This window comes from Microbacterium sp. bgisy203 (genome assembly GCF_965345155.1).
In the GTDB taxonomy this organism is placed as follows: domain Bacteria; phylum Actinomycetota; class Actinomycetes; order Actinomycetales; family Microbacteriaceae; genus Microbacterium.
Genome location: NZ_CBDRLZ010000003.1, coordinates 167,676 through 191,951, shown reverse-complemented (window position 1 = coordinate 191,951; position 24,276 = coordinate 167,676). Strand labels below are relative to the sequence as shown.

General features: G+C 71.1%; 22 protein-coding genes. 11 read left to right on the top strand and 11 right to left on the bottom strand.

Annotated elements, in window-relative coordinates:
• The first annotated feature begins 1 nt into the window (after window position 1).
• The 3 genes from ACRVYW_RS06750 (at window position 2) to ACRVYW_RS06740 (ending at window position 2,058) form a co-directional block, all read left to right on the top strand.
• Complete coding sequence (locus tag ACRVYW_RS06750) at window positions 2-778, top strand: MerR family transcriptional regulator (RefSeq protein ID WP_129458821.1); 777 nt, start codon at window positions 2-4, stop codon at window positions 776-778.
• The gene (locus ACRVYW_RS06745; protein ID WP_431803329.1) at window positions 775-1,725 is read left to right on the top strand and encodes an IS481 family transposase; all 951 of its coding nucleotides are present in this window, start codon (window positions 775-777) and stop codon (window positions 1,723-1,725) included. The genes ACRVYW_RS06750 and ACRVYW_RS06745 overlap by 4 nt, the downstream gene beginning before the upstream one ends.
• A gap of 72 nt (window positions 1,726-1,797) precedes the next feature.
• A complete protein-coding gene (locus ACRVYW_RS06740; RefSeq protein ID WP_431802951.1) occupies window positions 1,798-2,058 on the top strand; it encodes a DUF4229 domain-containing protein in 261 nt (86 codons plus the stop codon).
• A gap of 51 nt (window positions 2,059-2,109) precedes the next feature.
• Here ACRVYW_RS06740 and ACRVYW_RS06735 read toward each other — a convergent pair whose 3' ends face one another.
• The 3 genes from ACRVYW_RS06735 to ACRVYW_RS06725 all read right to left on the bottom strand — a co-directional run bounded on the left by ACRVYW_RS06735 (window position 2,110) and on the right by ACRVYW_RS06725 (window position 5,555).
• Window positions 2,110-3,114, bottom strand: coding sequence for a 1,4-dihydroxy-2-naphthoate polyprenyltransferase (locus tag ACRVYW_RS06735; RefSeq protein WP_431802949.1), 1,005 nt, complete (start codon window positions 3,112-3,114; stop codon window positions 2,110-2,112).
• A 114-nt stretch (window positions 3,115-3,228) separates the two neighbouring features.
• The gene (locus tag ACRVYW_RS06730; protein ID WP_431802947.1) at window positions 3,229-4,470 is read right to left on the bottom strand and encodes an AMP-binding protein; all 1,242 of its coding nucleotides are present in this window, start codon (window positions 4,468-4,470) and stop codon (window positions 3,229-3,231) included.
• Between the two features lie 173 nt (window positions 4,471-4,643).
• Entirely contained in the window at window positions 4,644-5,555 is a 912-nt protein-coding gene (locus tag ACRVYW_RS06725; RefSeq protein ID WP_431802945.1) for a 1,4-dihydroxy-2-naphthoyl-CoA synthase, read from the bottom strand.
• A 51-nt stretch (window positions 5,556-5,606) separates the two neighbouring features.
• On the opposite strand from ACRVYW_RS06725, the gene ACRVYW_RS06720 reads away from it, so the two are divergent.
• From ACRVYW_RS06720 to ACRVYW_RS06710, 3 genes are all read left to right on the top strand, one after another.
• Window positions 5,607-6,719 (top strand): GNAT family N-acetyltransferase, encoded by a 1,113-nt coding sequence (locus tag ACRVYW_RS06720; RefSeq protein ID WP_431802943.1) that lies wholly within the window; start codon window positions 5,607-5,609, stop codon window positions 6,717-6,719.
• Complete coding sequence (locus tag ACRVYW_RS06715) at window positions 6,719-7,099, top strand: VOC family protein (protein WP_431802941.1); 381 nt, start codon at window positions 6,719-6,721, stop codon at window positions 7,097-7,099. Before ACRVYW_RS06720 ends, ACRVYW_RS06715 begins: the two co-directional genes overlap by 1 nt.
• A 119-nt stretch (window positions 7,100-7,218) precedes the next feature.
• Window positions 7,219-7,635 carry a glucose-6-phosphate dehydrogenase gene (locus ACRVYW_RS06710; RefSeq protein ID WP_431802939.1) on the top strand — a complete coding sequence of 139 codons (417 nt, stop codon included), beginning with the start codon at window positions 7,219-7,221 and terminating at the stop codon, window positions 7,633-7,635.
• Between the two features lie 147 nt (window positions 7,636-7,782).
• Here the strand turns inward: ACRVYW_RS06710 and ACRVYW_RS06705 are convergent, their stop codons facing one another.
• Window positions 7,783-8,154: a DoxX family protein gene (locus ACRVYW_RS06705; protein ID WP_431802937.1), complete on the bottom strand. Its 372-nt coding sequence runs from the start codon at window positions 8,152-8,154 to the stop codon at window positions 7,783-7,785.
• A gap of 81 nt (window positions 8,155-8,235) precedes the next feature.
• On the opposite strand from ACRVYW_RS06705, the gene ACRVYW_RS06700 reads away from it, so the two are divergent.
• Entirely contained in the window at window positions 8,236-8,658 is a 423-nt protein-coding gene (locus ACRVYW_RS06700) for a winged helix-turn-helix transcriptional regulator (RefSeq protein ID WP_431802935.1), read from the top strand.
• Between the two features lie 8 nt (window positions 8,659-8,666).
• Window positions 8,667-9,659, top strand: coding sequence for an o-succinylbenzoate synthase (locus ACRVYW_RS06695; protein ID WP_431802933.1), 993 nt, complete (start codon window positions 8,667-8,669; stop codon window positions 9,657-9,659).
• 30 nt (window positions 9,660-9,689) lie between these two features.
• Here ACRVYW_RS06695 and ACRVYW_RS06690 read toward each other — a convergent pair whose 3' ends face one another.
• Window positions 9,690-10,340, bottom strand: coding sequence for a TetR family transcriptional regulator (locus ACRVYW_RS06690; RefSeq protein ID WP_431802931.1), 651 nt, complete (start codon window positions 10,338-10,340; stop codon window positions 9,690-9,692).
• Between the two features lie 142 nt (window positions 10,341-10,482).
• Between ACRVYW_RS06690 and ACRVYW_RS06685 the strand changes: the two genes are divergently transcribed.
• Both ACRVYW_RS06685 and ACRVYW_RS06680 read left to right on the top strand, forming a co-directional pair.
• Entirely contained in the window at window positions 10,483-13,383 is a 2,901-nt protein-coding gene (locus ACRVYW_RS06685) for an MMPL family transporter (protein WP_431802929.1), read from the top strand.
• Entirely contained in the window at window positions 13,380-15,608 is a 2,229-nt protein-coding gene (locus tag ACRVYW_RS06680; protein WP_431802927.1) for a YhgE/Pip family protein, read from the top strand. Before ACRVYW_RS06685 ends, ACRVYW_RS06680 begins: the two co-directional genes overlap by 4 nt.
• Before the next feature lie 232 nt (window positions 15,609-15,840).
• On the opposite strand, the gene ccsB is transcribed toward ACRVYW_RS06680, so the two are convergent.
• From ccsB to ACRVYW_RS06655, 5 genes are all read right to left on the bottom strand, one after another.
• A complete protein-coding gene (gene ccsB / locus ACRVYW_RS06675) occupies window positions 15,841-16,941 on the bottom strand; it encodes a c-type cytochrome biogenesis protein CcsB (RefSeq protein WP_431802925.1) in 1,101 nt (366 codons plus the stop codon).
• 33 nt (window positions 16,942-16,974) lie between these two features.
• A complete protein-coding gene (resB, locus tag ACRVYW_RS06670; protein WP_431802923.1) occupies window positions 16,975-18,876 on the bottom strand; it encodes a cytochrome c biogenesis protein ResB in 1,902 nt (633 codons plus the stop codon).
• Window positions 18,857-19,609, bottom strand: a complete 753-nt coding sequence (locus ACRVYW_RS06665; RefSeq protein WP_431803327.1) for a cytochrome c biogenesis CcdA family protein — start codon at window positions 19,607-19,609, stop codon at window positions 18,857-18,859. The genes resB and ACRVYW_RS06665 overlap by 20 nt, the downstream gene beginning before the upstream one ends.
• Window positions 19,610-19,676: 67 nt before the next feature.
• Window positions 19,677-20,276, bottom strand: coding sequence for a TlpA family protein disulfide reductase (locus ACRVYW_RS06660; RefSeq protein WP_431803325.1), 600 nt, complete (start codon window positions 20,274-20,276; stop codon window positions 19,677-19,679).
• Window positions 20,273-20,902 carry a histidine phosphatase family protein gene (locus tag ACRVYW_RS06655; protein ID WP_431802921.1) on the bottom strand — a complete coding sequence of 210 codons (630 nt, stop codon included), beginning with the start codon at window positions 20,900-20,902 and terminating at the stop codon, window positions 20,273-20,275. The genes ACRVYW_RS06660 and ACRVYW_RS06655 overlap by 4 nt, the downstream gene beginning before the upstream one ends.
• Window positions 20,903-20,995: 93 nt before the next feature.
• Between ACRVYW_RS06655 and mgtA the strand changes: the two genes are divergently transcribed.
• Window positions 20,996-23,617: a magnesium-translocating P-type ATPase gene (gene mgtA, locus ACRVYW_RS06650; protein ID WP_431802919.1), complete on the top strand. Its 2,622-nt coding sequence runs from the start codon at window positions 20,996-20,998 to the stop codon at window positions 23,615-23,617.
• Here the strand turns inward: mgtA and ACRVYW_RS06645 are convergent.
• Entirely contained in the window at window positions 23,544-24,212 is a 669-nt protein-coding gene (locus tag ACRVYW_RS06645; RefSeq protein ID WP_431802917.1) for a DedA family protein, read from the bottom strand. The two genes, mgtA and ACRVYW_RS06645, sit on opposite strands and share 74 nt — an antisense overlap.
• Window positions 24,213-24,276: the final 64 nt, after the last annotated feature.

Sequence of the window (24,276 nt, the reverse complement as noted above, 5' to 3'; positions counted from 1 at the left end):
GGTGGGGGTCGACATGTTGAGTATCGGAGAGATCGCGCATAGCACTGGTGTCTCGCGGCGCATGCTGCGGCACTGGGAAGGCGAGGGGTTGCTGACCCCAGCTACTACCGACCCTGTAACCGGCTATCGGCGCTACCAGGACAGCCAGCTTGGGCGCGTGCGTGCCATTGCGGAACTGCGCGCGCTGGGGTTCGGCTTGGCCGAGATCGGGCAGCTGCTCGATCCGCATCTTGAGCAGTCCACTCTGGAAGTGCTTCTCACTCACCAGGTAGACGCCCTGCAGCGGCAGATCACCGAGGCTTCAACACGTCTGGTCCACGTTCAGCACCGGCTGGACATCATCCAGAGCAAGTCCATGGAGATCATCATGAATCTGTCCATCACCGCACTGCCCAGCCTCAATATTTGGGGGCTGAGCACCACCGTCCTTGACGAGACCGAGATCGGTCACGCCGTCAAACAGTTGCACCGGGACCTCCCTCACACCGATGAAGAGATCGTGCTTCTGTATGACGGTACGGACGACGACCAGATCACCGTCTCAGCCGGGATTACGACGCGCCCCGAATCTGAGGCGGTCAGCAGGATCGTCGTGCCGGAGGCCTCGGAAGGCGTAACGGTCACCTTCGATGGACCGCCAGAGAGCATCGGGGATGCCTGGGTCCTGATCGATGCCGAGCTAGAGAAGCGACACCTGACCAGTTTCGGCATCTATCGGCAGGTCAACAGCGTGACGGGACACGTCACCCTGCAGGCCCCTGTTCGCGAGCGACACTGATTTGCGGACCACAGCAAGGGAGGCCAGCGGCGACGTCGATCCCCCGCCTGGCGGCCCGCTTTCAAGTGTCCTGGCCGACAATTAAGCGCTGGGTCGATCGATACCTCGCCGGCGATTCGATGCAGGATCGCTCCTCGCGGCCACGGAGGTCTCCTGGCAAGACGTCCAAGACCGTGACTAAGAGGTGCGTCAGCCTACGAATGCGTCTGCGGGAAGGTCCGGTCCAGCTCGCTGCGAGACTCAACATCGCGCCGTCGACGGTTCATCGAATCTTGCGATCAGCCCGCTTGAACCGACTCTCTCATGTCGACCGCGAAACAGGTGAGCCCGTCCGCCGCTACGAGCACGATCATCCGGGATCAATGGTGCACGTAGACGTGAAGAAGCTCGGCAACATCCCCGACGGTGGCGGCTGGCGTTACGTTGGTCGCCACCAAGGCGAGAAGAACCGCGCCGCGGCGCAGGACAAGTCACGCAACGTCTATGGCAATCCGAAGCTCGGATATGCATTCGTGCATACCGTCATCGATGACCATTCCAGAGTCGCCTACACCGAGGTCCACGACGACGAGACCGCCTTCACCGCTGTCGCTGTCCTGCGTCGGGCCGTTGATTGGTTCGCCGACCGCGGCGTCGCGATCGAGCGAGTGCTTTCAGACAACGGTGGTGCGTACCGATCGCACCTCTGGCGCGACACCTGCGAAGCACTGTCGATCACCCCGAAGCGGACTCGTCCGTACCGGCCGCAGACCAACGGGAAGGTCGAGAGGTTCCACCGCACCATGGCCGACGGGTGGGCCTACGCCCGCTGCTACATCAGCGAGCAGGAACGCCGCGACTCTCTCGAAGCCTGGCTCCACCAATACAACCAGCATCGTCCCCACACGGCCCGCGGCAACCAGCCGCCCTTCTCACGATTGATCAACGTTCCCGATCAGTACACCTAGGCGCGCGGAATGTACGTTCGCCCGGAACGGCCCCGGGGGCGAGAGGGCTGGCGCGCGGCCTAAACTGGGGCTATGCGTGCTCGTTCGGCGATCGTCTACACGGTGTTGCGCCTGCTGGCCTTCCTCGTGCCGTTCGGCATCATGATGCTCTTCCCGATCATGCGCGAGTACTACTGGCTCGCGGCGATCTTCGCGGCTCTCATCGGCCTCAGCCTCTCGACGCTGTTCCTGCGTCGCCCGCTCGACGACATGACCGCCGGTCTCGCGGAGCGCCGTGCCCGCACGCGCAAGACCACCGACGAGGATGCCGAGGACGCCGTCACCGAGGAGTGACGCCGCACCTCGGTCTGAGGCTCGGCGCCGTGGGGTTCGGCGCCGTGGGGTTCAGAGCGCGAACGCGACGAAGAGGAAGATCGCGACCGCGAGCGACGTCAGCGACGTGAGGCTCAGCGCGACCACGAGTTCGCGCGGGCGGCGGTAGGTCCAGACGATCAGGACCGCGCAGAGCGCCGGGATGAGGGCGAGAAGCCCCAGCCACGCGCGCGGGTAGAACTGCGCGAGGAACGCGACGATCGCGAACGGGACGAGCATGAACACCGTGAAGACGACCTGCGTCGCGCGCTTGCCGATGCGGACGGTGAGCGTGCGCTTGCCCGACAGGCGATCCTGGTCGATGTCGCGGAGGTTGTTGGCAAGGAGCACGGCGCAGGCGAACAGCCCCGCGACGACGCCGCCGAACCAGGACTCCTGCGGCACGGCATCCGCCTGCACGTACGTCGTGCCGACGGTCGCGACGAGCCCGAAGAAGACGAAGACGAACAGCTCGCCGAGGCCCGCATAGCCGTACGGGCGCTTGCCGCCGGTGTAGAACCACGCGGCGGCCAGGCACGCGGCTCCCACGAGGAGCATCCACCAGTGGCCCGTGCGGATGATGATCGCGAGGCCTGCGACCGCCGCGATGCCGAAGAAGGCGAGCGCAGCGGTGAGCACCGCGCGCGGCGACGCCGTGCCGCTCGCGGTCAGTCGGGCGGGGCCGACGCGGTGGTCGTCGGTGCCGCGGATGCCGTCACTGTAGTCGTTGGCGTAGTTGACGCCGATCTGGATCGAGACGGCGAGCACGAGGCAGCACAGCGCGATGACCCAGTGGAACGGGACGTCGGGGATGAGCGCGGCGCCGGTGCCGATGATGACGGGTGCGACGGCGAGCGGCAGGGTGCGCAGACGCGCCGCACCGATCCAGTCGCCGAGGGTCGCCTTCTCGACGTGCGCGGGGTCGCGCGAGACATGGGCCTTCTGCGCGTCGCCGTGCGGCTTCTGCTTCTGAGGACCCTGGCTCTTCTTGCCGGTGTGCTTCTTCCGGGCGTTCTTCTTGGGAGTGCTGCCTGCCACGCCCGAAAGCCTAATCCGCCGCGGGTGCGGTTCCATCCGTCGGATCGATGGGACGGGTGTGCACGGGTGATGCACAGCTGTCGACACCAGCACCATCGATCCGACGGATGGTGATCAATCGGCGGTCGGGGCCTCGTCGGGGGCGGGGGTCGGGTCGGGGGCGGGGGTCGTGTCGGCGACTGGGGCCTCGTCGGCGACGAGGGCGCGGAGGGCGACGCGGTCGGGTTTTCCGCTCGGCAGGAGCGGCACCTCGTCGACCGGCACGACCGCGCGTGGCCGGGCGGGCTTGCCGAGAGCGCGCTCGACGGCGTCGCGGACGGCGTCGAGCGCGCCGGGGCGGCGGGCCGCCGCCCCCGCGGACACGACCACCGACGCCTCACCCCACCGCTCGTCGGCGACGGGGACGAGAACGGCATCGGCGAACCCGTCGAGCGAGCGGACGACCCCCTCGACCCGGTCGAGCGACACGTTGACGCCGCCCGAGACGATCACGTTGTCGAGGCGGCCCGTCACCCGGAGGCGACCGCCCTCGACGACGCCCGCGTCGCCGGTGCGATACCAGCGGGTGCCGGCGCCGTCGATCGTGAAGGCCGCGGCGGTGCGCGCCGGGTCCGGGGCGAAGTCGGCGCCGAGGTACCCGTCGGCGAGCGTCGGCCCCGACAGCTGCACCTCGCCGCCGTCGATGCGCACACCCACGCCGTCGAGCGCGATGCCGTCGTACACGCACCCTCCCGCCGTCTCACTCGATCCGTAGGTGCGGACGATGCGCGCGCCGGCCGCGGCGGCGCGCGCGGCGAGGGCGGGGTCGAGAGCCTGCCCTCCGACGAGGATCGCGGCGAACGAGGCGAGGGCGCGCGCGGCACCCGCATCGCCCGCGTCGACGGCGTCGAGCACGGTCTGCAGCTGCGCCGGCACGAGCGACGTGTAGGTCGGCACGGGATGCCCTCCGTCGCTCGAGGCCATCGCCGAGGCCGCCGCGGTGAACGCGGTCGCCGAGAAGGACCCCGACAGGATCGCGGGCTCGCGCCCGGCGACGAGCGAGCGGACGAGCACCTGCACGCCGGCGATATACCCCGCCGGAAGGGCGAGCAGCCACGCCCCCTCACCGATACGGGCGGCCGTCGCGAGCGCCGAGGCCGTCAGCGCGGACCGGCTCAGGGCGACCGACTTCGGATAGCCGGTCGACCCCGAGGTCGTGACGACGACGGCCGTCCCGGCGGGCACCTCGGCCGGCAGCGGGGCGGCTCCCGCGCCGCCCGCGCCGAGGGCGATCGCCGGCCCCGCGCCGAGCACCGCGCCGCGGAGCCCGCGCAGCACGGCGCGCGCGTCACCGGCATCCACCGCTTCGATCCTCACCCGCTCACCTCACCCCAGCCGCGCCCCGCGCCTCGCCCCGCCCCGCCCGCGCCGCGCCCGCGCCCGGCAGATCCCGCGAGACCGCCTCTTCTCGACGAGACCGCCGGAACAGAGCGCGGGTCTCGTCGAGAACACGCGGTCTCGCGGGAGGAGGCTCCGGGGAGGGGCGCATTTCAGAAGTGGTAGGGGTAGGGCGACCAGTCGGGATCGCGCTTCTCGAGGAAGGCGTCGCGGCCCTCGACCGCCTCGTCGGTGCCGTACGCGAGACGCGTCGCCTCACCGGCGAACACCTGCTGGCCGACCATCCCGTCGTCGATCGCGTTGAAGGCGAACTTCAGCATGCGGATCGCGGTGGGGCTCTTGCCGAGGATCGTCCGCGCCATCGCGACCGCCTCGCGCTCGAGCTCGGCGTGCGGCACGACGCGGTTGACCGCCCCCATCTCGTACGCCCGCTGCGCCGAGTACTCCTCGGCGAGGAAGAACACCTCGCGCGCGACCTTCTGCCCGACCTGGCGGGCCATGTACGCCGACCCGTAGCCGGCATCGAACGAGCCGACGTCGGCATCCGTCTGCTTGAAGCGGCCGTGCTCGGCCGACACGATCGACAGGTCGCAGACGATGTGCAGCGAATGCCCGCCGCCCGCCGCCCACCCCGGGATCACCGCGATGACGACCTTCGGCGTGAAGCGGATCAGCCGCTGCACCTCGAGGATGTGCAGCCGTCCGGCGCGGGCGGGGCCTTCGACGGATGCCTCGTCGTCGCTGTACTTGTAGCCGTCGCGACCGCGGATGCGCTGGTCGCCGCCGGAGCAGAACGCCCACCCGCCGTCCTTCGGGCTCGGGCCGTTGCCGGTGAGGAGCACGACGCCGATCTTCGGATCCTGCCGGGCGATGTCGAGGGCGCGGTAAAGCTCGTCGACGGTGTGCGGGCGGAAGGCGTTCCGCACCTCGGGGCGGTCGAAGGCGATCCGGGCGATGCGCCCGTCGCGCGAGACGTGGGCCGTGATGTCGGTGTAGTCATCGGCACCGGGAGCCGGGTCCCATTCGGCCGGGTCGAACAGGTCGGAGACGAAGTCGGCGGTCACCCGCCCAGCCTACGCGGCACGCTGTCGGATGCCGCCGCTACAGTCGGAGGCATGGGCACCGGCGTACAGATCCGCCCGCTCGCGCGCGAGGAGATCGAGTCGAGCGGGTTCTGGCCGCTGCTGTGGGAGGCCGCGGGGGTCGACGCCGACGCGCTCATGTGGATCCGCGACGTGGAACTGCCGAAGCTCACGGTGATCGGCGCGGTCGACGGGTCCCCCACCGGCGACCCCGCAGCAGGCCCCGATCACGCCGACACGGACCCGCGCGCCGCCCTCGGCTTCGCCGCCTACGAGGTGCACCCGAGCCACATCGAGCTGCGCTACATCGCCGTGGACGACGCCGCCCGCGGGCGGCGCATCGGCACACAGCTCGTCGACGCGACCCGCCACGCCGACACGACGCTCCCCCTGCTCGCCGAGACCGATGACGACGCCGTCGGCTTCTACCGCGCCCTCGGGTTCGACGTCGTGCCCGCCCCGCGCGACCAGCGCTGGCCCGAGCGGCAGCGGTATGCCTGCACGCTTCCGGCGCTCGGCGACCCCGTCGACCTCACCCTCGACACGTACCGCACGCACGCCCTGGACTACCTCGCGCGCACCGAGACGCGGCCCTCTCCCCTCGTCGACGCGCTCCTTTCGGTCGCCGTCCCCTCCGCGGGGTCCGCGGTGCGGGTGCTCGAGCTCGGCTCGGGTCCGGGGCGCGATGCCGACGCGCTCGAGGCCGCCGGCTGCGTCGTGGATCGGACGGATGCCGCGGCATCCTTTCTCGCCCTGCAGCATGCGGCCGGGCACCGTGCGCGCCTGCTCGATGTGCGGGCGCCCGACTTCCGCGCCGCGCCGACCGACCCGCCGTACGACGCCGTCTTCGCAAGTGCCGTGCTGCTGCACATCGACCGTGACGAGCTGCCGGACGTGCTGGCGACCGCCCGCCGCGCGACGCGCCCCGGCGGGGTGATCGCGGCGTCGTTCCAGACGGGCGACGGTGAGGAGTGGTCGCTGCGCAAGCTCGATGCCCCGCGCCGATTCGTGTACTGGCGAGAGGGTCCGCTCGCGGCGGCGTTCGTCGCGGCGGGGTGGGATGCCGTCGACGTCCGCGCCGCATCGGCGCGCACCTCCTCCCAGCAGTGGATCATGGTGACGGCGCACAACCCGGAGGTGGCCTGATGCTCGTCGTCGGCTCGATCGTCATCCGCGTCACCGACCTCGCCGCTCAGCTCGCGTTCTGGACGCGCGCGCTCGACTACGTGCCGCGCGAGCCCGTCGCGGACGATTTCGCGGTGCTGTCCCCCCGGTCGGGGCCGGGGGTGAGCGTGTCGCTCGACGTCGTGCCGTCGCCGCGCATGCTGCCGCCGCGCATCCACCTGGACCTGTATGCGGAGGACCAGGATGCCGAGGTCGCACGACTCGAGGCCCTCGGCGCCGAGCGAGTGCACTGGGACAAGCGCCCGGTCGACGCCGACTACGTGATCATGCAGGACCCGGAGGGGAACCGCTTCTGCGTCGTCGACGCCGACGGGTGGTCGGGGTGGGCCGCCAGGGAGTGAGACGGGCGCCGGGACCTCCTCGGGCGTCGACCTCCTCGGACGTCGCGCATGGGACAATGGAGGACGGCGGCGTCCACCCCCGAAGGACGGCGCTGAGCACCCACGACGGAAGGCGCATCGTGCAGATCAGGAACTCTTCAGACTGGCGCGACGCCCTCCCCTTCGAGCTCCCCGTGCCCGCGGCCGAGGTGCTGCCGGGCGAACCGACCCGGTGCGCCGGGTGCGGCGCCGAGGGCGAGCCGTGGCCGCGTGAGGCGCTCTGGGTCGTGAAGCACCGGCATCCGAACAACCCCGCCGGATTCGTGCGCTACTACTGCGCCGACCACAAGCCGACGCCGAAGCTCGCGCCGGCCCCGTCGCTGAACGAGCGCGCGCGCCGGTCCGCGCCGCGCGCCGCGTCGTCGCAGCGCGCGGGCTCGCAGCGCAAGCCCGCGGCGCCGACGATCCCCGAGCGCGTCGCCGCGCTCTGCCCCGATTGCTTCGTCGAGGTGCCCCCGTCCGGCATCTGCGGGATGTGCGGCCAACCCATCACCTGACCCCCTCCCCTCCCCCCCTTCCTCCCCCCTCGACTGGCCGCGAGACTGCATCTGCGAGTCGAAACTGTGGTCAGTGACCGCTGTCTCGACCCGCAGATGCAGTCTCGCGGGTAGGGGGTGGGGGTGGGGTAAGGGGAAGGTGGGGGGTCAGGAGAGGACGACGAGGAAACCGAGGACGGCGCTTGCGACCGCGAGCATCGCCAGCAGCAGCGAGGGGCCGGGCTTCTCGCCGCGACGGATGTGCACGACGACCGCGCCGATCATGAGGATCGCGAGGCCGACGGCGGCGATCGGCGTGAGGATCGGGGCGATGCCCGTGGCCAGCGGCAGGATGAGGCCGAGCGCTCCGAGGAACTCGGCGATGCCGATCAGGCGGATCTGGACGGGCGAGAAGTCCTCGGTCCAGGCCATCTTCGGGTCGGCGGCGAGTTGCTCCTTCGAACGGAGGGCCTTCGTGAGGCCGGCGCCCAGCATGAGGAGGGCGAGGATGATGTTGACGATCCAGAGTGCGATGAGCACGGTCTTGCTTCTTTCTACGGTTACTGTTGGTAAGCAACCACATCATCTGTCATCTTCGCGGCGTCTACAAAAGGAACATCCATGTCACTGACCGACATCACTGTGCCGGGCCTCCCCGATGCGGCATCCGCGCGGAGTCCCTACGAGGGCAGCTGCCGGCAGGAGGGGAACGACGGCCGCGCGATCCGTGACATCCTCGACCGCATCGGCGACAAGTGGTCACTGCTCGTGATCGCGACGCTCCACGAGGGGAAGCTCCGCTTCGGCGAACTGCAGGCGCACATCCCGGGCGTCTCGCAGCGGATGCTCACTCTCACCCTCCGCCAGCTCGAACGCGACGGCATGGTCACCCGCACCGCCTACGCCGAAGTGCCGCCGCGCGTCGAGTACGAGCTGACCGAGATGGGCGAGACGCTCTTCGCCCCCTCGATCGCGATCGCGAACTGGGCCGTCGCACACCACCCCGAGATCGAGCGCGCCCGCGCCGCGTACGACGCCCGCTGAGTGCCCTCGTGAACGCGCTCCCGCCCCTGGCCGATCTTCGCGCGACGGCGCGCGTCGTCTCGCTCCCCCTCGCGACGCGCTTCCGCGGGGTGGACCACCGCGAGGCGCTCCTCTTCGAGGGTCCCGAAGGCTGGACCGAATTCTCGCCCTTCGTCGAGTACGACGACGTGGAGGCATCCGCTTGGCTCGCGGGGGCGATCGATTTCGGCTGGCGTCCGCAGCCGGCAGCGTTGCGCGAGATCGTGCCGGTCAACGCCACGGTGCCGGCGGTTCCGGGATCCGACGTGCCCGCGGTCCTCGCCCGCTATGACGGATGCCGCACGGCGAAGGTCAAGGTCGCCGAACGCGGCCAGACGCTCGCCGACGACGTCGCGCGCGTGCGTGCGGTGCGCGAGACGATGGGCGCGGAGGGGCGCGTACGCCTCGACGCGAACGGCGGCTGGAACGTCGATGAGGCCGAGCACGCCGTGCACGCCCTCGCCGAGTTCGACCTCGAGTACCTCGAGCAGCCGTGCGCGAGCGTCGACGAGCTCGCCCAGCTGCGGGAGCGGATCGCCGACTGGGGCATCCCGATCGCGGCGGACGAGAGCGTGCGGAAGGCCACCGACCCGCTTGCCGTCGCGCGGGCGGGCGCGGCGGACATTCTCGTCGTGAAGGCGCAGCCTCTCGGCGGAATCCATCGGGCGCTCGAGATCGTCGCCGAGGCGGGGCTCCCCGCCGTCGTCTCGAGTGCGCTGGACACGAGCATCGGGCTGTCGATGGGCGTCGCGCTCGCGGCATCCCTCCCCGACCTGCCGTTCGACTGCGGGCTGGGGACGGCGTCGCTGTTCACCGCCGACGTCGCCCGCCCGTCGCTGCGACCGGCGGGCGGGGCGCTTGCGGTGGGGCGGGTGAGCCCGGATGCCGCGCTGCTCGACCGTCACGCGGCCGCGCCCGAGCGCCGGGAGTGGTGGCTCGTGCGCCTCGAACGGTGCCACGCGCTCCTCGCCGCCGGCGAGTAGCAGCCCGCGGGCGACCCCGCGGGGAGCCGATCAGCGACGGGGGGCGGCGGGTCGGTCGACGAGGACGTCGACGAGTCGCTCGAGGCGATCGTTCATGAGCTCCGTCACCTCGGCGACGGGGCGCCCCTCGAGCGTCGCGCGAATGCAGGTGTCGTCCGACACGTCGACGAGCAGTTGCGCGGCATCCGCGACAGAAAGGCGCAGCCGCAGGCCATGCGCATCGACGACGTGCTGGATGATCCCCTCGACGCGGTCGCGCACCGCACCCTGCCAGGCGAGGTACGCGTCGGCGAGACGTGGGTCGCGCATCGCCTGGGTGCGGATCTCGCTCGCGAGCCGCGGCTCCATCCGATCGCCGATCGACGCGCCCACGACATGACGGACAAGGGATGCCGTGTCGGCGAGCGCCTCGGGCGACAGGTCGCGCACCCGCACGGCCACCTCGTCGAGCTTCGCCTCGGCGAGCTGGGTGATGAGGGCGAGGAAGAGCTCGTCCTTCGACTCGAAGTTGGAGTAGAACGCGCCGCGCGTGAACCCCGCGCGTTCGCAGATCATCTCGACCGACGCGGCATCCATGCCGACCTCGGCGAACACCTCGTGCGCGGCATCGAGAAGGCGCGCACGCGTCTGCTCGCGGCGCCGACTGCCCGGTCGTGCGGTCACATCGGTCACCTCGGTCACAGCGTCTCCTTCCCGGTCATCCCGCCGGACATCTTCACACCCACTCCACAGACTTGCGGGGGGCAACGCTCTTAGGATACATCTATGTATCGGATACAGCGCTGTATCGAATCCCGCTGACCCTCGCACGACCGGAGAGCCTGTGTCCACACTCCTCTACTCGCTCGGCCGCTGGTCGTACCGTCACTCGTGGCGCGTGCTCGTCTCCTGGCTTCTCCTGGTCGCCGTGGTCGGGGGCGGTGTCGCGGTCGGCATGGCGACAGGCGCCGTCAAGGGCTTCGACAACTCCTTCTCGATCCCGGGCACCGAGGGCGAAGAGGGCCTCAAGATACTGAACCGCACGTTCCCGCAGGCGAGCGGCACGAGCGCGCAGTACGTCGTGGTCGCCGCCCCCGGCGACCGCATCGACGAGGAGCCGTACGCCGGAGCGATCGAACAGGTCGTCGGTGAGCTCGGCGACCTCGATGGCGTCCTCGCAGTGACGGATCCCTTCGACGACATGGTCACAGGCATGGTGAGCGACGACGGTCAGGCCGCCCTCATCCGACTGCAGTTCGCGGGCACGGTGACCGACGTCCCCGAGGCGACGAAGGACACGCTCCACGACATCTCCGACTCGCTGGGAGCCGCGCTCCCCGAGGGCTCGCAGGTCGTCGTCGGCGGTGACCTCTTCTCCACGTCGCTGCCGGCGCTCTCGATCGTCGAGATCGTCGGTGTGCTCGTGGCCTTGTTCGTCCTCATCGTGACATTCCGCTCGTTCGCCGTGGCGTGGTTCCCGCTCGTGAGCGCGCTCATCGGCGTCATCCTCGCGATCACGCTCATCTACGCGTCGACGGCGTTCGCGACGGTGTCGTCGACCACTCCGATGCTCGCGATCATGCTGGGCCTCGCGGTCGGCATCGACTACGCCCTCTTCATCGTCGCGCGACATCAGGACCAGGTGCGCGCGGGCGTCGATCCCGAAGAGTCCGCGGCGCGCGCGACCGGCACCGCCGGCTCGGCCGTCGTGTTCGCCGGCGTCACGGTCCTCATCGCCCTCATCGGGCTCGGCTTCGCCGGCATCCCCTTCCTCACGACGATGGGCGTCGCCGCCGCGGCGGCGGTAGCGGTCGCCGTGCTCGTGGCTGTCACCCTCACCCCCGCGCTCCTCGGATTCGCGAAGGGACGCGTCGCGGGGTGGGGCCACGGGCTCTCGCGCGGCGTGCGCATCGGTCGGCGTCGTCCTCAGGCGAAGGATGCCGCGGAGGCGGAAGACGACGCGACCGGCGAGAGCGACGCGGCACAGGCGACGACGAAGGTCAAGAAGACCAATCGCTGGGTGATGCTCGTGACGCGGCATCCGATCATCACGACGATCGCGGTCGTGGTGACGCTCGGGGTCGTCGCGATCCCCGCCGCGAGCCTCCAGCTCGCCCTCCCGAACGCGGGCATGCAGCCCACCTCGAGCGAGGCGCGGCAGACCTACGACCTCACCGCCGAGCACTTCGGCGCGGGTGCGAACGGCCCCCTGATCCTCACCGGCACGATCGTCACCTCGACCGATCCCCTCGGCCTCATGGCCGACCTGAAGGCTGAGGTCGAGGAGATCCCGGGCGTCAAGGAGGTCGCCCTCGCGACCCCGAACGAGACCGCCGACACCGGTCTCATCCAGGTCGTCCCCGAGACGGGGCCCGACGACCCGCGCACCGCCGACCTCGTGCGCGAGCTGCGGTCGCACCACGACGAGTGGCTCGAGAAGTACGGCGTCGACCTGAAGGTCACCGGGTTCACCGCGATCGCGATCGACATCTCCGACCGGCTCGGTGCGGCGCTGCTGCCGTTCGGCCTCTTCGTCGTGGGGCTGTCGTTCATCCTGCTGATGATCGTGTTCCGGTCGGTGTGGGTGCCGCTGAAGGCGACCCTCGGATACCTGCTGTCGATCCTCGCCGCCTTCGGCGTGGTCGCGGCGGTCTTCGAGTGGGGATGGTTCGCCGACGCGCTGCACGTGACCCGCACCGGACCCGTCATCAGCTTCATGCCGATCATCCTCATGGGCGTCCTGTTCGGCCTCGCGATGGACTACGAGGTGTTCCTCGTGTCGCGCATGCGCGAGGACTTCGTGCATGCCCGCCGCGCCCGCCGGGGCCGCGCCGACGCGCACACCGCCGTCGGAGCCGTCCGCAGCGGCTTCACCGCGTCGGCCCGGGTGGTGACCGCCGCCGCCGTCATCATGTTCGCCGTCTTCGCGGCCTTCGTCCCGGAAGGCGACGTCAACATCAAACCGATCGCGCTCGGGCTTGCGGCGGGCATCGCGATCGACGCCTTCCTCGTGCGCATGACGCTGGGCCCGGCGATCATGGCGCTGCTCGGAGACAAGGCGTGGTGGATGCCGCGTTGGCTCGACCGGGTGCTCCCGCACTTCGACATCGAGGGCGAGGCCGTCGAGCGCGAACTGGCCCTCGCCGACTGGCCCGAGCCCGACTGCCGCGCACCGCTCGTCGGCGACGGCGTCGGCGTGCGCGTCGACGGCGGCCGGGGGGTCGGCGAGGTGAAGCTCTTCTCCGGCGCGACCTTCCGCGCCGAGCAGGGCGACACCCTCCTCGCGACCTCGTCCGATCCGCGCGCGGGGCGCGCCTTCGTCCTCATGATCGCCGGCCGCATCGAGCCGAGCGAGGGTCGCCTGCGCGTCGCGGGGCACCTGCTGCCCGGCCGCGGAGCGTGGGTGCGCGCCCACGTGGGGGTGGCCCTGCTCGACGGCGCCGCCGATCCGCTCCGTGAGCTGCGCCGCGCGCTCGCCGGTGGCACGACGCTCGTCGCGATCGACGGGCTCGACACCCTCACCGGCGCCGACCGCGACCAGGCGGCCGCGCTCCTGCGCGACGCCGCGGCATCCATCGCCGACCGGAACGCGGACGACGACCTCCGTCTCACGGTCGTCGCCTCGGCGCGACACGACGGCCCCGCGCTCAGCCTCTTCTACGATGCGCACCGCCGGAGCGTCACCGCTCTGGCGCTCTCGCCCCTCCCCTCTTCCGCCTCTTCCACTCCGCAGGTGATGTCATGACCCTCTCCCTCGAACGCGCCCGCTCGCGCCGCCCGATCACGTGGCTGACGCTGATCGGGGTGCTGCTTCTCCCCGTCGTCATCGGCGGCATCCTCGTCGCCGCGCTCTACAACCCCGTCGAGCGCCTCGACGGCATGCGCGCCGCGATCGTCAACAACGACGAGCCGGTCACGATCGACGGCCAGTACGTGCCGCTCGGCCGACAGCTCGCCGCGGGGCTCGTCGAGGGCTCCGACGACCTTCCCTCGAACCTCGACTGGACGATCTCCAACACGGAGGATGCCGCGGACGGCCTCGCCGACGGCACCTACGACGCCGTGATCACGATCCCCGCGAACTTCTCCGCCGCCGCGACCTCGACCGCGGGCGCGTCGGACGGCTCGGGCGGGACGCCGGTGCGCGCGACGATCTCCGCGCAGACCTCGCCCGACAGCCGCATCGTCGACGACGCGATCACCTCTCAGGTCGCGTCGGCGGCGGCATCCGTGCTGGGTCAGAACCTGTCGAGCGTCTACCTCGAGAACGTGTTCCTCGGGTTCACGACGCTCGGTGAGAAGCTCGGCGAGGCCGCCGACGGCGCCCATCAGCTCGCCGACGGCGCCGACACTGCCGGAGCGGGCGCGGTGTCGCTCGCCGACGGCGTGCGCCAGCTCGCCGACGGAGCGGGTCAGGCCTCGACCGGCGCCCAGCAGCTCGCCGATGGCGCGCAGCAGGTCGCGGGCGGAGCAGCCGACCTGTCGACGGGGCTCGGTACGCTCTCCACGGGCGCGACCCAGTACGCCGCGGGCGTGCAGACCTACGCCGCCGGCGCGCACGCGTCCGCGGACGGGCTCGCGACGCTCTCGTACAACGCGAATCTGCTCGTCGAGCCGAGCAGTCAGCTGGCGACCGGCATCCAGCAGCTCGCCGACGCCGCTCAGGGCATCAGCGTCCCGCAGGACGTCATCGATGCCGCGAACGGAGTCGCCGAGAACAGCGAAGCGCTGCGGGCGGATGCCGAGGCCCGCGTCGCCTCGCTGCGTCAGCTCGCGACCGACTGCACGACAGCCGGATACCCCGCCGACTTCTGCGCGCAGGTGAGTGCCGCAGCGGATGCCGCGGAGGCCGCCCTCCCCACCGTCGACGGCATCCTCGCCAATTCGCAGCAGATCGCGAGTGGCCTCGGCCAGATCAACGAGCTCCCCGCGGCGACCGCGCAGCTCGCCCAGGGTGCGGCGGGTCTGTCGCAGGGCATCGCCGGGATCGCGGGCGGCCTGGGGAAGTCGGCGGCGGGCGCGGCGGGTCTCGCCACCGGAGCCGACGGTCTCGCGACCGGTGCGCAGGGCATCGCGACGGGGGCGGCGCAGTCTGCGGCCGGGGCCGCACAGCTCTCGACGGGCGCGTCGGGCGTCGCTTCGGGCGCGGCTCAGTCCGCCGCCGGCGCCGCGCAGCTGGCGTCGGGGGCCTCGGATGCCGCCGACGGCGCCGACGGGCTCGCGGGAGGCGTCGGCGATCTCGCCACCGGCACCTCGACGCTCGCCGACGGGCTCACCGAGGCATCCGGCGCCATCCCTTCGTACACCGATCAGCAGGCGAAGAACCTCGCCGCGGTCGTGACCGACCCGGTCGAGGCGGAGGGGACCTCGACGAACATCTTCGGGGCATCCGCGATCCCGCTGCTCGCGACCCTCGCGTTGTGGTTCGGTGCGCTCGGCTCGTTCATCGCCCTGCAGGCCGTGCCACGGCACGCGCTGAGCTCGCGCCGCCCGTCGGTGCTCCTCGCGCTCCGGAGCCTCGCCCCCGCCGCCGCGATCGGCGCGGCACAGGGCCTGCTCGTCGCGGTCGTCGTGCAGCTGGCCGCCGGATACGACGCCGGACAGTGGTGGACGTTCGCGGGCATCGCCGTCGTCGCGGGCATCGCGTTCGCGGCGGTCAACCAGGCGCTCGTCGCGGTATTCGGCGGCGCGGGCCGCTGGATCTCGGCGCTCATCGGGGTGCTCGCCGTCGCGACCGGCGTCGTCTCGACGGTGCCAGGCGTGCTCACGACGATCGCCTCGCTCATGCCGACGACGCCCGCCTACCAGGCGATGCTCGCCGCGCTCACGGCGGCGGGGGGCCTCGGCGCCGCGCTCGTCGGGATGATCGTCTGGGCCGCGCTGGCGTTCGTCGCGACGGTGATCGCCGTCGCCCGCCGTCGCACCGCGAAGGCGAGCCTGCTGCTCGAGGCATCCCCCGCCCTCGCCTGAGGCGTGCGGCGGCCGGTCCGTCGCGGGGGCTGGTCCGTCGCGGGGGCCGGTCCGTCGCGGGGGCTGGTCGACAGCGTGAGGTCGCCCAGCCGTCTCGGGCGCCAGTTTCCTGCACCGGCGCCAGAAACATGTAGCGCCCGAACAGGAAAGGAGCGCCGGAACAGCGACGCGACGCCCAGGGGCGGCGTCACCCACGCCGGCCGGATGCCTCAGGCCACGCCGGCCGGATGCCTCAGCTCAGGCCGCTGTAGACGTGCAGCCCCTTGAAGAACATGTTCACGATCGTGAAGTTGAACATCACGGCGGCGAAGCCGATGATCGACAGCCACGCCGAGCGCGTGCCGCGCCAGCCGCGGGTCGCGCGCGCGTGGATGTATCCGGCGTAGAGCACCCAGATGACGAAGGTCCACACTTCCTTGGTGTCGAAGCCCCAGTAGCGTCCCCACGCGTCGTTGGCCCAGATGGATCCCGCGATGAGCGTGAACGTCCAGAAGATGAAGCCGATGATCGCGAAGCGGTAGGCGAGCGACTCGAGCGCGTCGGCCGAGGGCAGCGTCCGCAAGAAGCGCGGGCCGCTCTTGATGGCAGGATTCGCGCCCGGCACACCGGCACCCGTGTCCGCGAGCGCTGCATAGCCGGATGCCTCATCGGCGGCGACCGCGAGGCGCTCGCGGCGCTGCTGCAGCAGCTGGAGGACCGACAGGGCGAACGCGAGCGCGAACAGCGCCGTCGACAGCGAGGCGACGAAGACATGGATGACGAGCCAGACGCTCTTGAGCGAGTCCTGCAGCGGCACGATCTCGGTGTAGAACCAGATCGCGGTGCTGCCGAGGAGCACGACGACGAGACCCGTGATGAACGTGCCGAGGAAGCGCAGGTCGTAGCGCAGCAGCACGAGGAGGTACACCACGACGATGAGCATCGTGCCGGTGAGGGCGAACTCGTACATGTTCGACCACGGCACGCGGTGCGCCGCGATGCCGCGCGTCACGTCCGCGCCGATGTGGAACAGGAGGCCGAGAACAGTGAGCGACGTGCCGATGCGCGCCCAGACGTACCGGGGGCGTGCGGCGGGACGCGCTTCGACCGCGACGAGCGCGGCATCCTCCTCGGCGCGGACCTCGGCGACAGCCGATCCGGAACCGGCCGCCCCGGTGCTCACCAGCTGGCGCGCGGGCACGGCATCCTTCGCCGCATCCTTCACCTTCAGGGCCAGGTCGGACCGGCGCGCCAGATCGACGGCGTACGCGACGAACGCGAGCGCGTAGATGGCGATCGCGGTCCAGACGAGGACGACCGAGACGCTGTCGAGCGAGAGGGCGGATTCGGGCATGGTGTCCAGTCTACGTTCGGGGTGGCGCGGGAATCAGGGGGTGGTCTCGGAACGCGAGGAAGGGGCGCGCGAGGAAGGGGCGCGCGAGGGCGAGGGCGAGGAGGCTGCAGCCACGCTCACCGACGCGGCGACGACGGATGCCTCGGAACGCCCTTCGGCGTCGAGGGCCGCGCCGTGCTCGCGCGCCGCCTGCGCGACCGCGACGGCGATCGCCGGGTCTTCACCGCGCGCGAGGCCCGCGTACTCGATCGCGAGCCCGCCGTCGGCCGTCGGCGTCGCCTTCACCCAGAGCCGCCGGCGCGGGATGAACAGTGCCGCGAGAAGCCCCGCGAGACCGATGACGGCGAACGCGAGCACCCACGGCGCCCCGACGTCGCGATGCACCGACAGCGAGACGTACCGCTTGACGGACTCGGCGCCGCCGTTCGCCTGGTTGTCCTCGAAGGTCACGGTTCCGAGCCCGTCGGGCAGGTCGACGGTCTGGCCGGGAGTCAGCTCGAGCGACGCGACGTCGATGGAGCGGCCGGTGAGCTGCGTCATCCCGTCGGTGTCGAGCTCGTAGACGTTCCGGGGGGTGCCGTCGTCGATGCCGAGATCGCCGGTGTACACGTCGAGCGTGAGGACGGGGTTCACCAACGCCGGGTAGATGGAGGTCAGCGCCCCCGATTCCTTGCGCGCGGCGAGCGGGTAGAAGAAGCCGACGAGCCCCATCTGCTCACGCGCACCGTCCTGCTCGGTGATGCCGTCGGCGACCTTGACGACGCCGAGCGAGGTCATGTTGTTGTCTTGCGGCAGGAACTCCACGTCGTCGCGGAAGACGATGTCGCCGGCAGCGTTTCGCACCGTGATGGTCGGGGCGTAGCCGTTGCCCATCAGGTAGATGCGGTCGCCGGCCATGTCGAGCGGGTGGTTGACGCGCACCTCCTGCTGCTCGGGCTCCTCGCCCGGCCGCTGCGTCGTGACGTGCGCGACGAAGTCGCCCGCCATCCCCTGGCCGGGCTGGCCGACCGGGACGTAGGTCAGGTCGAAGCGGTCGAGGGTCATCGAGTACGGGGCGAGGTTCTCGGTGTCGACGAAGCGCCCCGGATTGAAGGTCGTGTAGCCGCCGATGCCGAGCGAGTTCACGAAGCTGTCGCCCTCGACGAGGACGGTCTGGCCCGTGTACGTGAGCCCCCCACCGATGCCCGCGGAGAGGAGAACGCCCACGAGAGCCGCGTGGAAGACGAGGTTGCCGGTCTCGCGGGCGTAGCCGCGCTCGGCCGACACCGACGCGACGCCGGGGCGCGTGCCCGATCCGGCACGGTCGTAGCGCTCGACGCGGTAGCCGGCCTTCTTCAGCTGCGCTTGGGCGACGTCGACGGCGTGGGATGCCTCCGCATCGGCATCCGCCCCTTCGGGCAGCACGCGCAGCGCCTCGGCGTGGTCGTCGAGGCGGGACAGGCGTGCGGGCGTGCGGGGCGGCCGGGCGCGCAGGGCCTTCCAGTGGTGCTTCGTGCGCGGGATGACGCAGCCGATGAGCGAGATGAACAGCAGGATGTAGATCGCCGAGAACCACACCGACGAGTAGACGTCGAACAGCTGCAGCTTGTCGTAGACGTCGTAGAGCCCGGGATTCTCGCGCTGGAACGCGATGACGCCGTTCGGGTCGGCGGTGCGCTGCGGCACGATCGACCCGGGGATCGCGGCGATCGCGAGCAGGAGGAGCAGCACGAGCGCCGTGCGCATGCTCGTGAGCTGCCGCCAGCCCCAGCGGAGCCACCCGACGAGCCCGAGCTTCGGCTGCGTGATGTCGCCGCCGTCACCCCGCCCCTGGGTGGCGGATGCCGGCCCGTCGGCGTGATCGGCAGGGCGCAGCGGGTCGGATGCCGCAGACGCGCCGGCGTCGGCGGCATCCGTCACGTCGCCGTCCGTCAGATCAGAGCGGGAGTTCGACACCGCCGACCACCCCCTGGAGCTGAGCCATGATCTCGGTCCAGACGCCCGTCACCATGAGGAGTCCGAGGATGACGAGGAGCACCCCGCCGATGAGGTTCACCGTGCGGATATGCCGGCGGAGGAAGGCGACCGACCGTGTCGCCCAGCCGAACCCGACCGCGAGCAGGATGAACGGGATGCCGAGACCGAGCGAGTACGCGACGGCGAGGAGCACCGCGCGGCCGGGGTCGGCCCCGGTGATCGAGAGCGAGAGGATCGTCGCGTAGGTCGGGCCGATGCACGGCGCCCACCCGATGCCCATGGCGATGCCGAGCAGCGGCGCGCCGACGAGCCCCAGGCCGCTGCGCACCTCGGGCTTGACGGTGCGCTGCGCGAACCCGAACACCCCGAGGAAGACGAGGCCCATAGCGATCACGACGACGCCGAGGATGCGCGTCAGGATGTCCTGGTACTCGATGAAGAAGCGGCCGACCGTGCCCGCGAGGACCCCGATCGAGACGAACACGAGCGTGAACCCGGCGATGAACAGGACGACGCCGAGCAGGAGCCGCGCGCGCGGCGGGGCGGGGTTCTCCGCCGTCTGCACCGTGCTCCGCGCAGAGTCCGGGGATGCCTGCGCGGCCCGGGGCGATCTGCGGGTCTCGCGCGCCGATGCGCCCCCCAGAAATCCGAGGTAGCCGGGCACGAGCGGCAGGACGCACGGCGAGAGGAACGAGATGAGTCCGGCGAGCATCGCGACGGGGACCGCGAGCCACAGCGCCCCGTCGAAGACGATCGATCCCGGGTTCACCGCGCGTTCCTCACGAGCTCTCGTCGAGCACGTCGTTCACGATCGTCTCGAGAATCGAGCCGCTCTGCACCTGACCGATGAAGCGCGCGGCGACGCGGCCCTCACGGTCGAGGACGAGGGTCGTCGGGGTCGCCTGGACGCTCGTCCAGTCGGCGAAGGCGAGCTTGAGGTCGGCGTCCTTGCGCGCGAGCAGCGACGGATACGTGATGCCGTACGTCTGCTCGAACGCGGTCGCCTGCTCGGGGCTGTCGTAGATGTTGACGCCGAGGAAGTTCGCGCCGGCCGGGGCGGTCGCCTGGTGCGCGCCCTCGAGCGTCGACGCCTCGGCGCGGCACGGCCCGCACGCGGCGTACCAGAAGTTCAGCACCAGCACCTCGCCGGCGTAGTCGTCGCTCGAGATCGTGGAGCCGTCGATCGCGGTGCCCGTGAAGGCGACCGCGTCGGTGCGCTCGCCCTCGGGGATCTCCTGCACCCGGCCGTCGCCGGAGATGAAGCCCTGACCGTCGCCCTGCTCGTACTGCTTGACGAGGTCGTCGTTCGCGCCCGTGCACGCGGCGAGCGAGAGGGCGAGCACGGCCACGCCCACGGATGCCAGGATCTTGCGCATCAGACTGCCCCCACGTCCACGGCATCCGCCGTCGCGGCGGGCTCGGCGTAGGCGACCTCGCGCCATGCGTCGCCGTCGCGCTCGAAGCTCGTGACACTCGACAGCGCGCACCGACGCGCGCGCGGGTCGTGCTTCAGCTTCTCGCCCGCGACGGAGAGGTGGGTGATCCAGATGGGGAGCTGGTGGCTGACCATGACGACATCGCCGCCGTCGGCTTCGTCCCAGGCCTCGCGCATCGCGGCATCCATGCGGGCGACGACGTCGGTGTACGGCTCACCCCAGCTGGGTCGCGCCGGGGCACGCAGGTGCCGCCAGTTGAGCGGATTCGCGAGCGCGCGGCGCATGCGGGTGCCCTCGAAGACGTTCGTCGGCTCGACGATGCGCTCGTCGATCACCGGGTCGAGGCCGAAGATCTCGGTGAACGGCTCGGCCGATTCCCGGGCGCGCTGGAGCGGCGAGGCGTACAGCGCACCGACCGGTCGGCCGAGGCCGTGCACGTACTCGGCGGCCGCGCGGGCCATGCGTCGCCCGTCGTCGCTCAGCCGATAGCCCGGGAGTCGCCCGTACAGCACACGCTGGGGGTTGTAGACCTCCCCATGGCGCACGAGATGAAGGCGATCGGCGGGCACCCGCCCAGTCTACGGGCGCCGGAACTATGGGCGGGCTGGGAGAGCGCCGAGCGGCGACGCCCGCCGGCGTCGCCGCGAGCGCATAATGGCGACGTGAGCAGCGTGCCCGAGCGGTACTGGGCGGTCCCCGCCGACGATCTGGCCCGCGATCTGGGGTCGACCGCCGCGGGCCTGAGTTCCGACGCCGCGGCCGCCGCGCTCCCCGCGACGCGCGCCCGGGCGCTCGAGAGCCGCCGCCGCGCGAGCGCCGCGCGCCTGCTCGCACGGCAGTTCACGAGTCCGATCATCCTGATCCTCATCGCCGCGACCGTGATCTCCGGCGTCCTCGGCGACGTGACGGATGCCGTCATCATCCTCGTCATCGTGCTGCTGTCGGGCATGCTCGACTTCGCGCAGGAGCGAGGCGCGTCGGGCGCGATGGAGAAGCTCCTCGCCACCGTGCGGCTGACCGCGTCGGTGCGGCGCGACGGAGCGGTCGTCGAGGTGCCGTTCGACGAGGTCGTGCCGGGCGACGTCATCGGGCTCTCCGGCGGCGACGTCGTGCCCGCCGATGCCGTCGTGCTCGAAACGCACGACCTCGAGCTCGACCAGTCGAGCCTCACCGGCGAGACGTTCCCCGCGGCGAAGTCAGCCGGCACGAGCGCGCCCGACGCGCCCCTGGCCGACCGCGACAACGTCGTCTATCTCGGAACGCACGTCGCGAGCGGCAGCGGCACGGCGCTCGTGGTGAAGACGGGGCGTGACACGCAGTTCGGCGACGTCGCGATGGCCCTGCACGAGAAGCCGCGACCCACAGGATTCGAACGGGGAATGACCCGGTTCGGGCTGCTCCTTGCTCGGGTCATGGTCGTCCTCGTCGTCGTCATCTTCGTCCTGAACCTCGTGCTGCAACGTCCCTTCATCGACTCGGCCCTCTTCTCGCTGTCGCTCGCCGTCGGTCTGACCCCTCAGCTGCTGCCCGCGATCGTGGGCATCTCGCTCTCGCGCGGCGCCCGCGAGATCGCGAAGCACCGCGTCATCGTGAAGCGCCTGAACGCGATCGAGGACTTCGGCGCCATGTCAGTGCTGTGCACCGACAAGACCGGAACGATGACGCAGGGGTCGATCCGGCTGCACGCGGCGCTCGCGATCGACGGCACGCCGGATGCCGCGCTCCTGCGCCCCGCGGGTCTCAACGCGACCCTGCAGCAGGGGCTGCGGAACCCGCTCGACACGGCGATCGCACAGGCCGTCGCCGGCCTCGACCTCGGCGGCGCGAGGCTCGTCGACGAGGTGCCGTACGACTTCGATCGCAAATGCCTGTCGGTGCTCGTCGACGAACCCGGCGATGCGGGTGCGCGCCGCGCCACCCTCATCACGAAGGGCGCCGTCGACCCGGTGCTCGCGGTGTGCACGCACGCACGCCGACCCGACGGCACCGTCGCGCCGATCAGCGACGTGCGCGCCGAAGTCGAGAGCGTCGTCGATGCGCAGAGCGCGCAGGGCATGCGGGTGCTCGCGCTCGCGACGCGCGACATGCCCGCCGAGCGCGATGCGCGGGGCGAGGATGCCGTCGGCGTCGCCGACGAGCAGGATGAGACCCTCGAGGGACTCCTGGTGTTCGCTGACCCGGTGAAGGCGGATGCGGCATCCACCATCGCGGACTTCGCTGCGGCGGGCGTCAGCGTCCGGATGATCACGGGCGACGCGCGGCCCGCCGCCGTGCACACCGCCGCGCTCCTCGGGCTCGACACCGCCGGCATGCTCACCGGCGCGCAGATCGACGCGCTCGACGACGCCGCGCTCGGTCGCGCCGCCGCGGACGCGGAGGTGTTCTGCGAGACGAGCCCCCGTCACAAAGAGCGGATCGTGCGGGCGATCTCGGCATCGGGGGCGACCGTCGGATACGTCGGCGACGGCATCAATGACGCTCCGGCGCTGCGCGCGGCGGACGTCGGGATCTCGGTGCGCGGCGCGGCCGACGTCGCGGCGGATGCGGCATCCCTCGTCATGCTCGAGAACGATCTCGGGGCGCTCCTCGACGGCATGCGCCAGGGCCGGCGCACGTTCGCGAACACGATGAAGTACATCTTCATGACGACGAGCGCGAACTTCGGGAACATGATCTCGATGGCGATCGCATCGGTGACGCTCCCCTTCCTGCCGCTGCTCGCGAGCCAGATCCTCCTGATCAACCTGCTCACCGACCTGCCCGCTACCGCGATCGCCGCCGACCGGGTCGACCCCGACCAGATCGCGCGGCCACAGCAGTGGGACATGCGTCTCATCCGCGACTACATGATCGTGTTCGGTCTCGTGAGCTCGGCGTTCGACCTCCTCACCTTCGCGGTACTGAGGTTCGGGTTCGGCGCGGGCGAGCACGAGTTCCAGACGGCGTGGTTCTTGGGCTCGATCCTCACCGAGGTTCTCGTGCTGTTCGTGCTGCGCACCCGAGGACCTGCGTGGCGGAGCCGCCCCGCGGGCGTGCTGGAGTGGCTGAGCGCGGCGGTGATCGCGGTGACGTTCGTCCTCGTGCTCACGCCGATCGGCGCGCTCGTGCACCTCGTGCCGCTGTCGACGGAGCTGATCGTGCTGATCGTCGCGATCGCCGTCCTGTACTGCCTCGCGACCGAGGCGACGAAGGTCGTGTTCTGGCGCCGCGTCAGTCGGTCGCGGGGTTCTGCGCCGACCGCGCCGCGCGCCCGCCGCGCAGCTGACGCACCCGCGTCACGGTGAACCAGACGAGCGCGGCCGCGGCGGCGGCGATGACGATGTACTGCAGGATGCCGGCGTACTCCTCGACGATGTGCCACTGCTCCCCGAGGAAGTAGCCCGAGAGGACGAACACCGAGTTCCAGATGAGGGACCCCGCAAGGGTGAGGAGGCCGAAGCGCCAGAGCGGCATCCGGGTCACGCCGGCAGGGATCGAGATGAGGCTCCGGAAGATGGGCAGCATCCGCCCGAAGAAGACGGCCTTGCCGCCGTGCCGCTGGAACCAGGCGACGGTGCGGTCGACGTCTTCGACGTGGAGGAGCGGCGTGCGCTTCACGAGGGCACGCAGGCGCGTGATGCCGAGCGCCGCGCCCAGTCCGTAGAGGGCGAAGGCGCCGACGACAGAACCGGCGGTGGTCCAGAAGAGGGCCTCGAACAGGGTGAACGAGCCGCGGGCTGCGGCCAGGCCCGCCATCGGCAGGATGACCTCGCTCGGCAGCGGCGGGAACAGGTTCTCGAGCGCGATCGCGAGGCCGGCGCCGGGCGCCCCGATGAGCGACATGAGGCCGACGACTCCGTCGACGAGCGCGGTCAGCCAGGATCCGTCGGGAGTCGTCATGCTCTCGAGGGTAGGGGCGTGACGTTACGGGAACCTGAACGGACGCCCCGCGCCGGCCACCCAC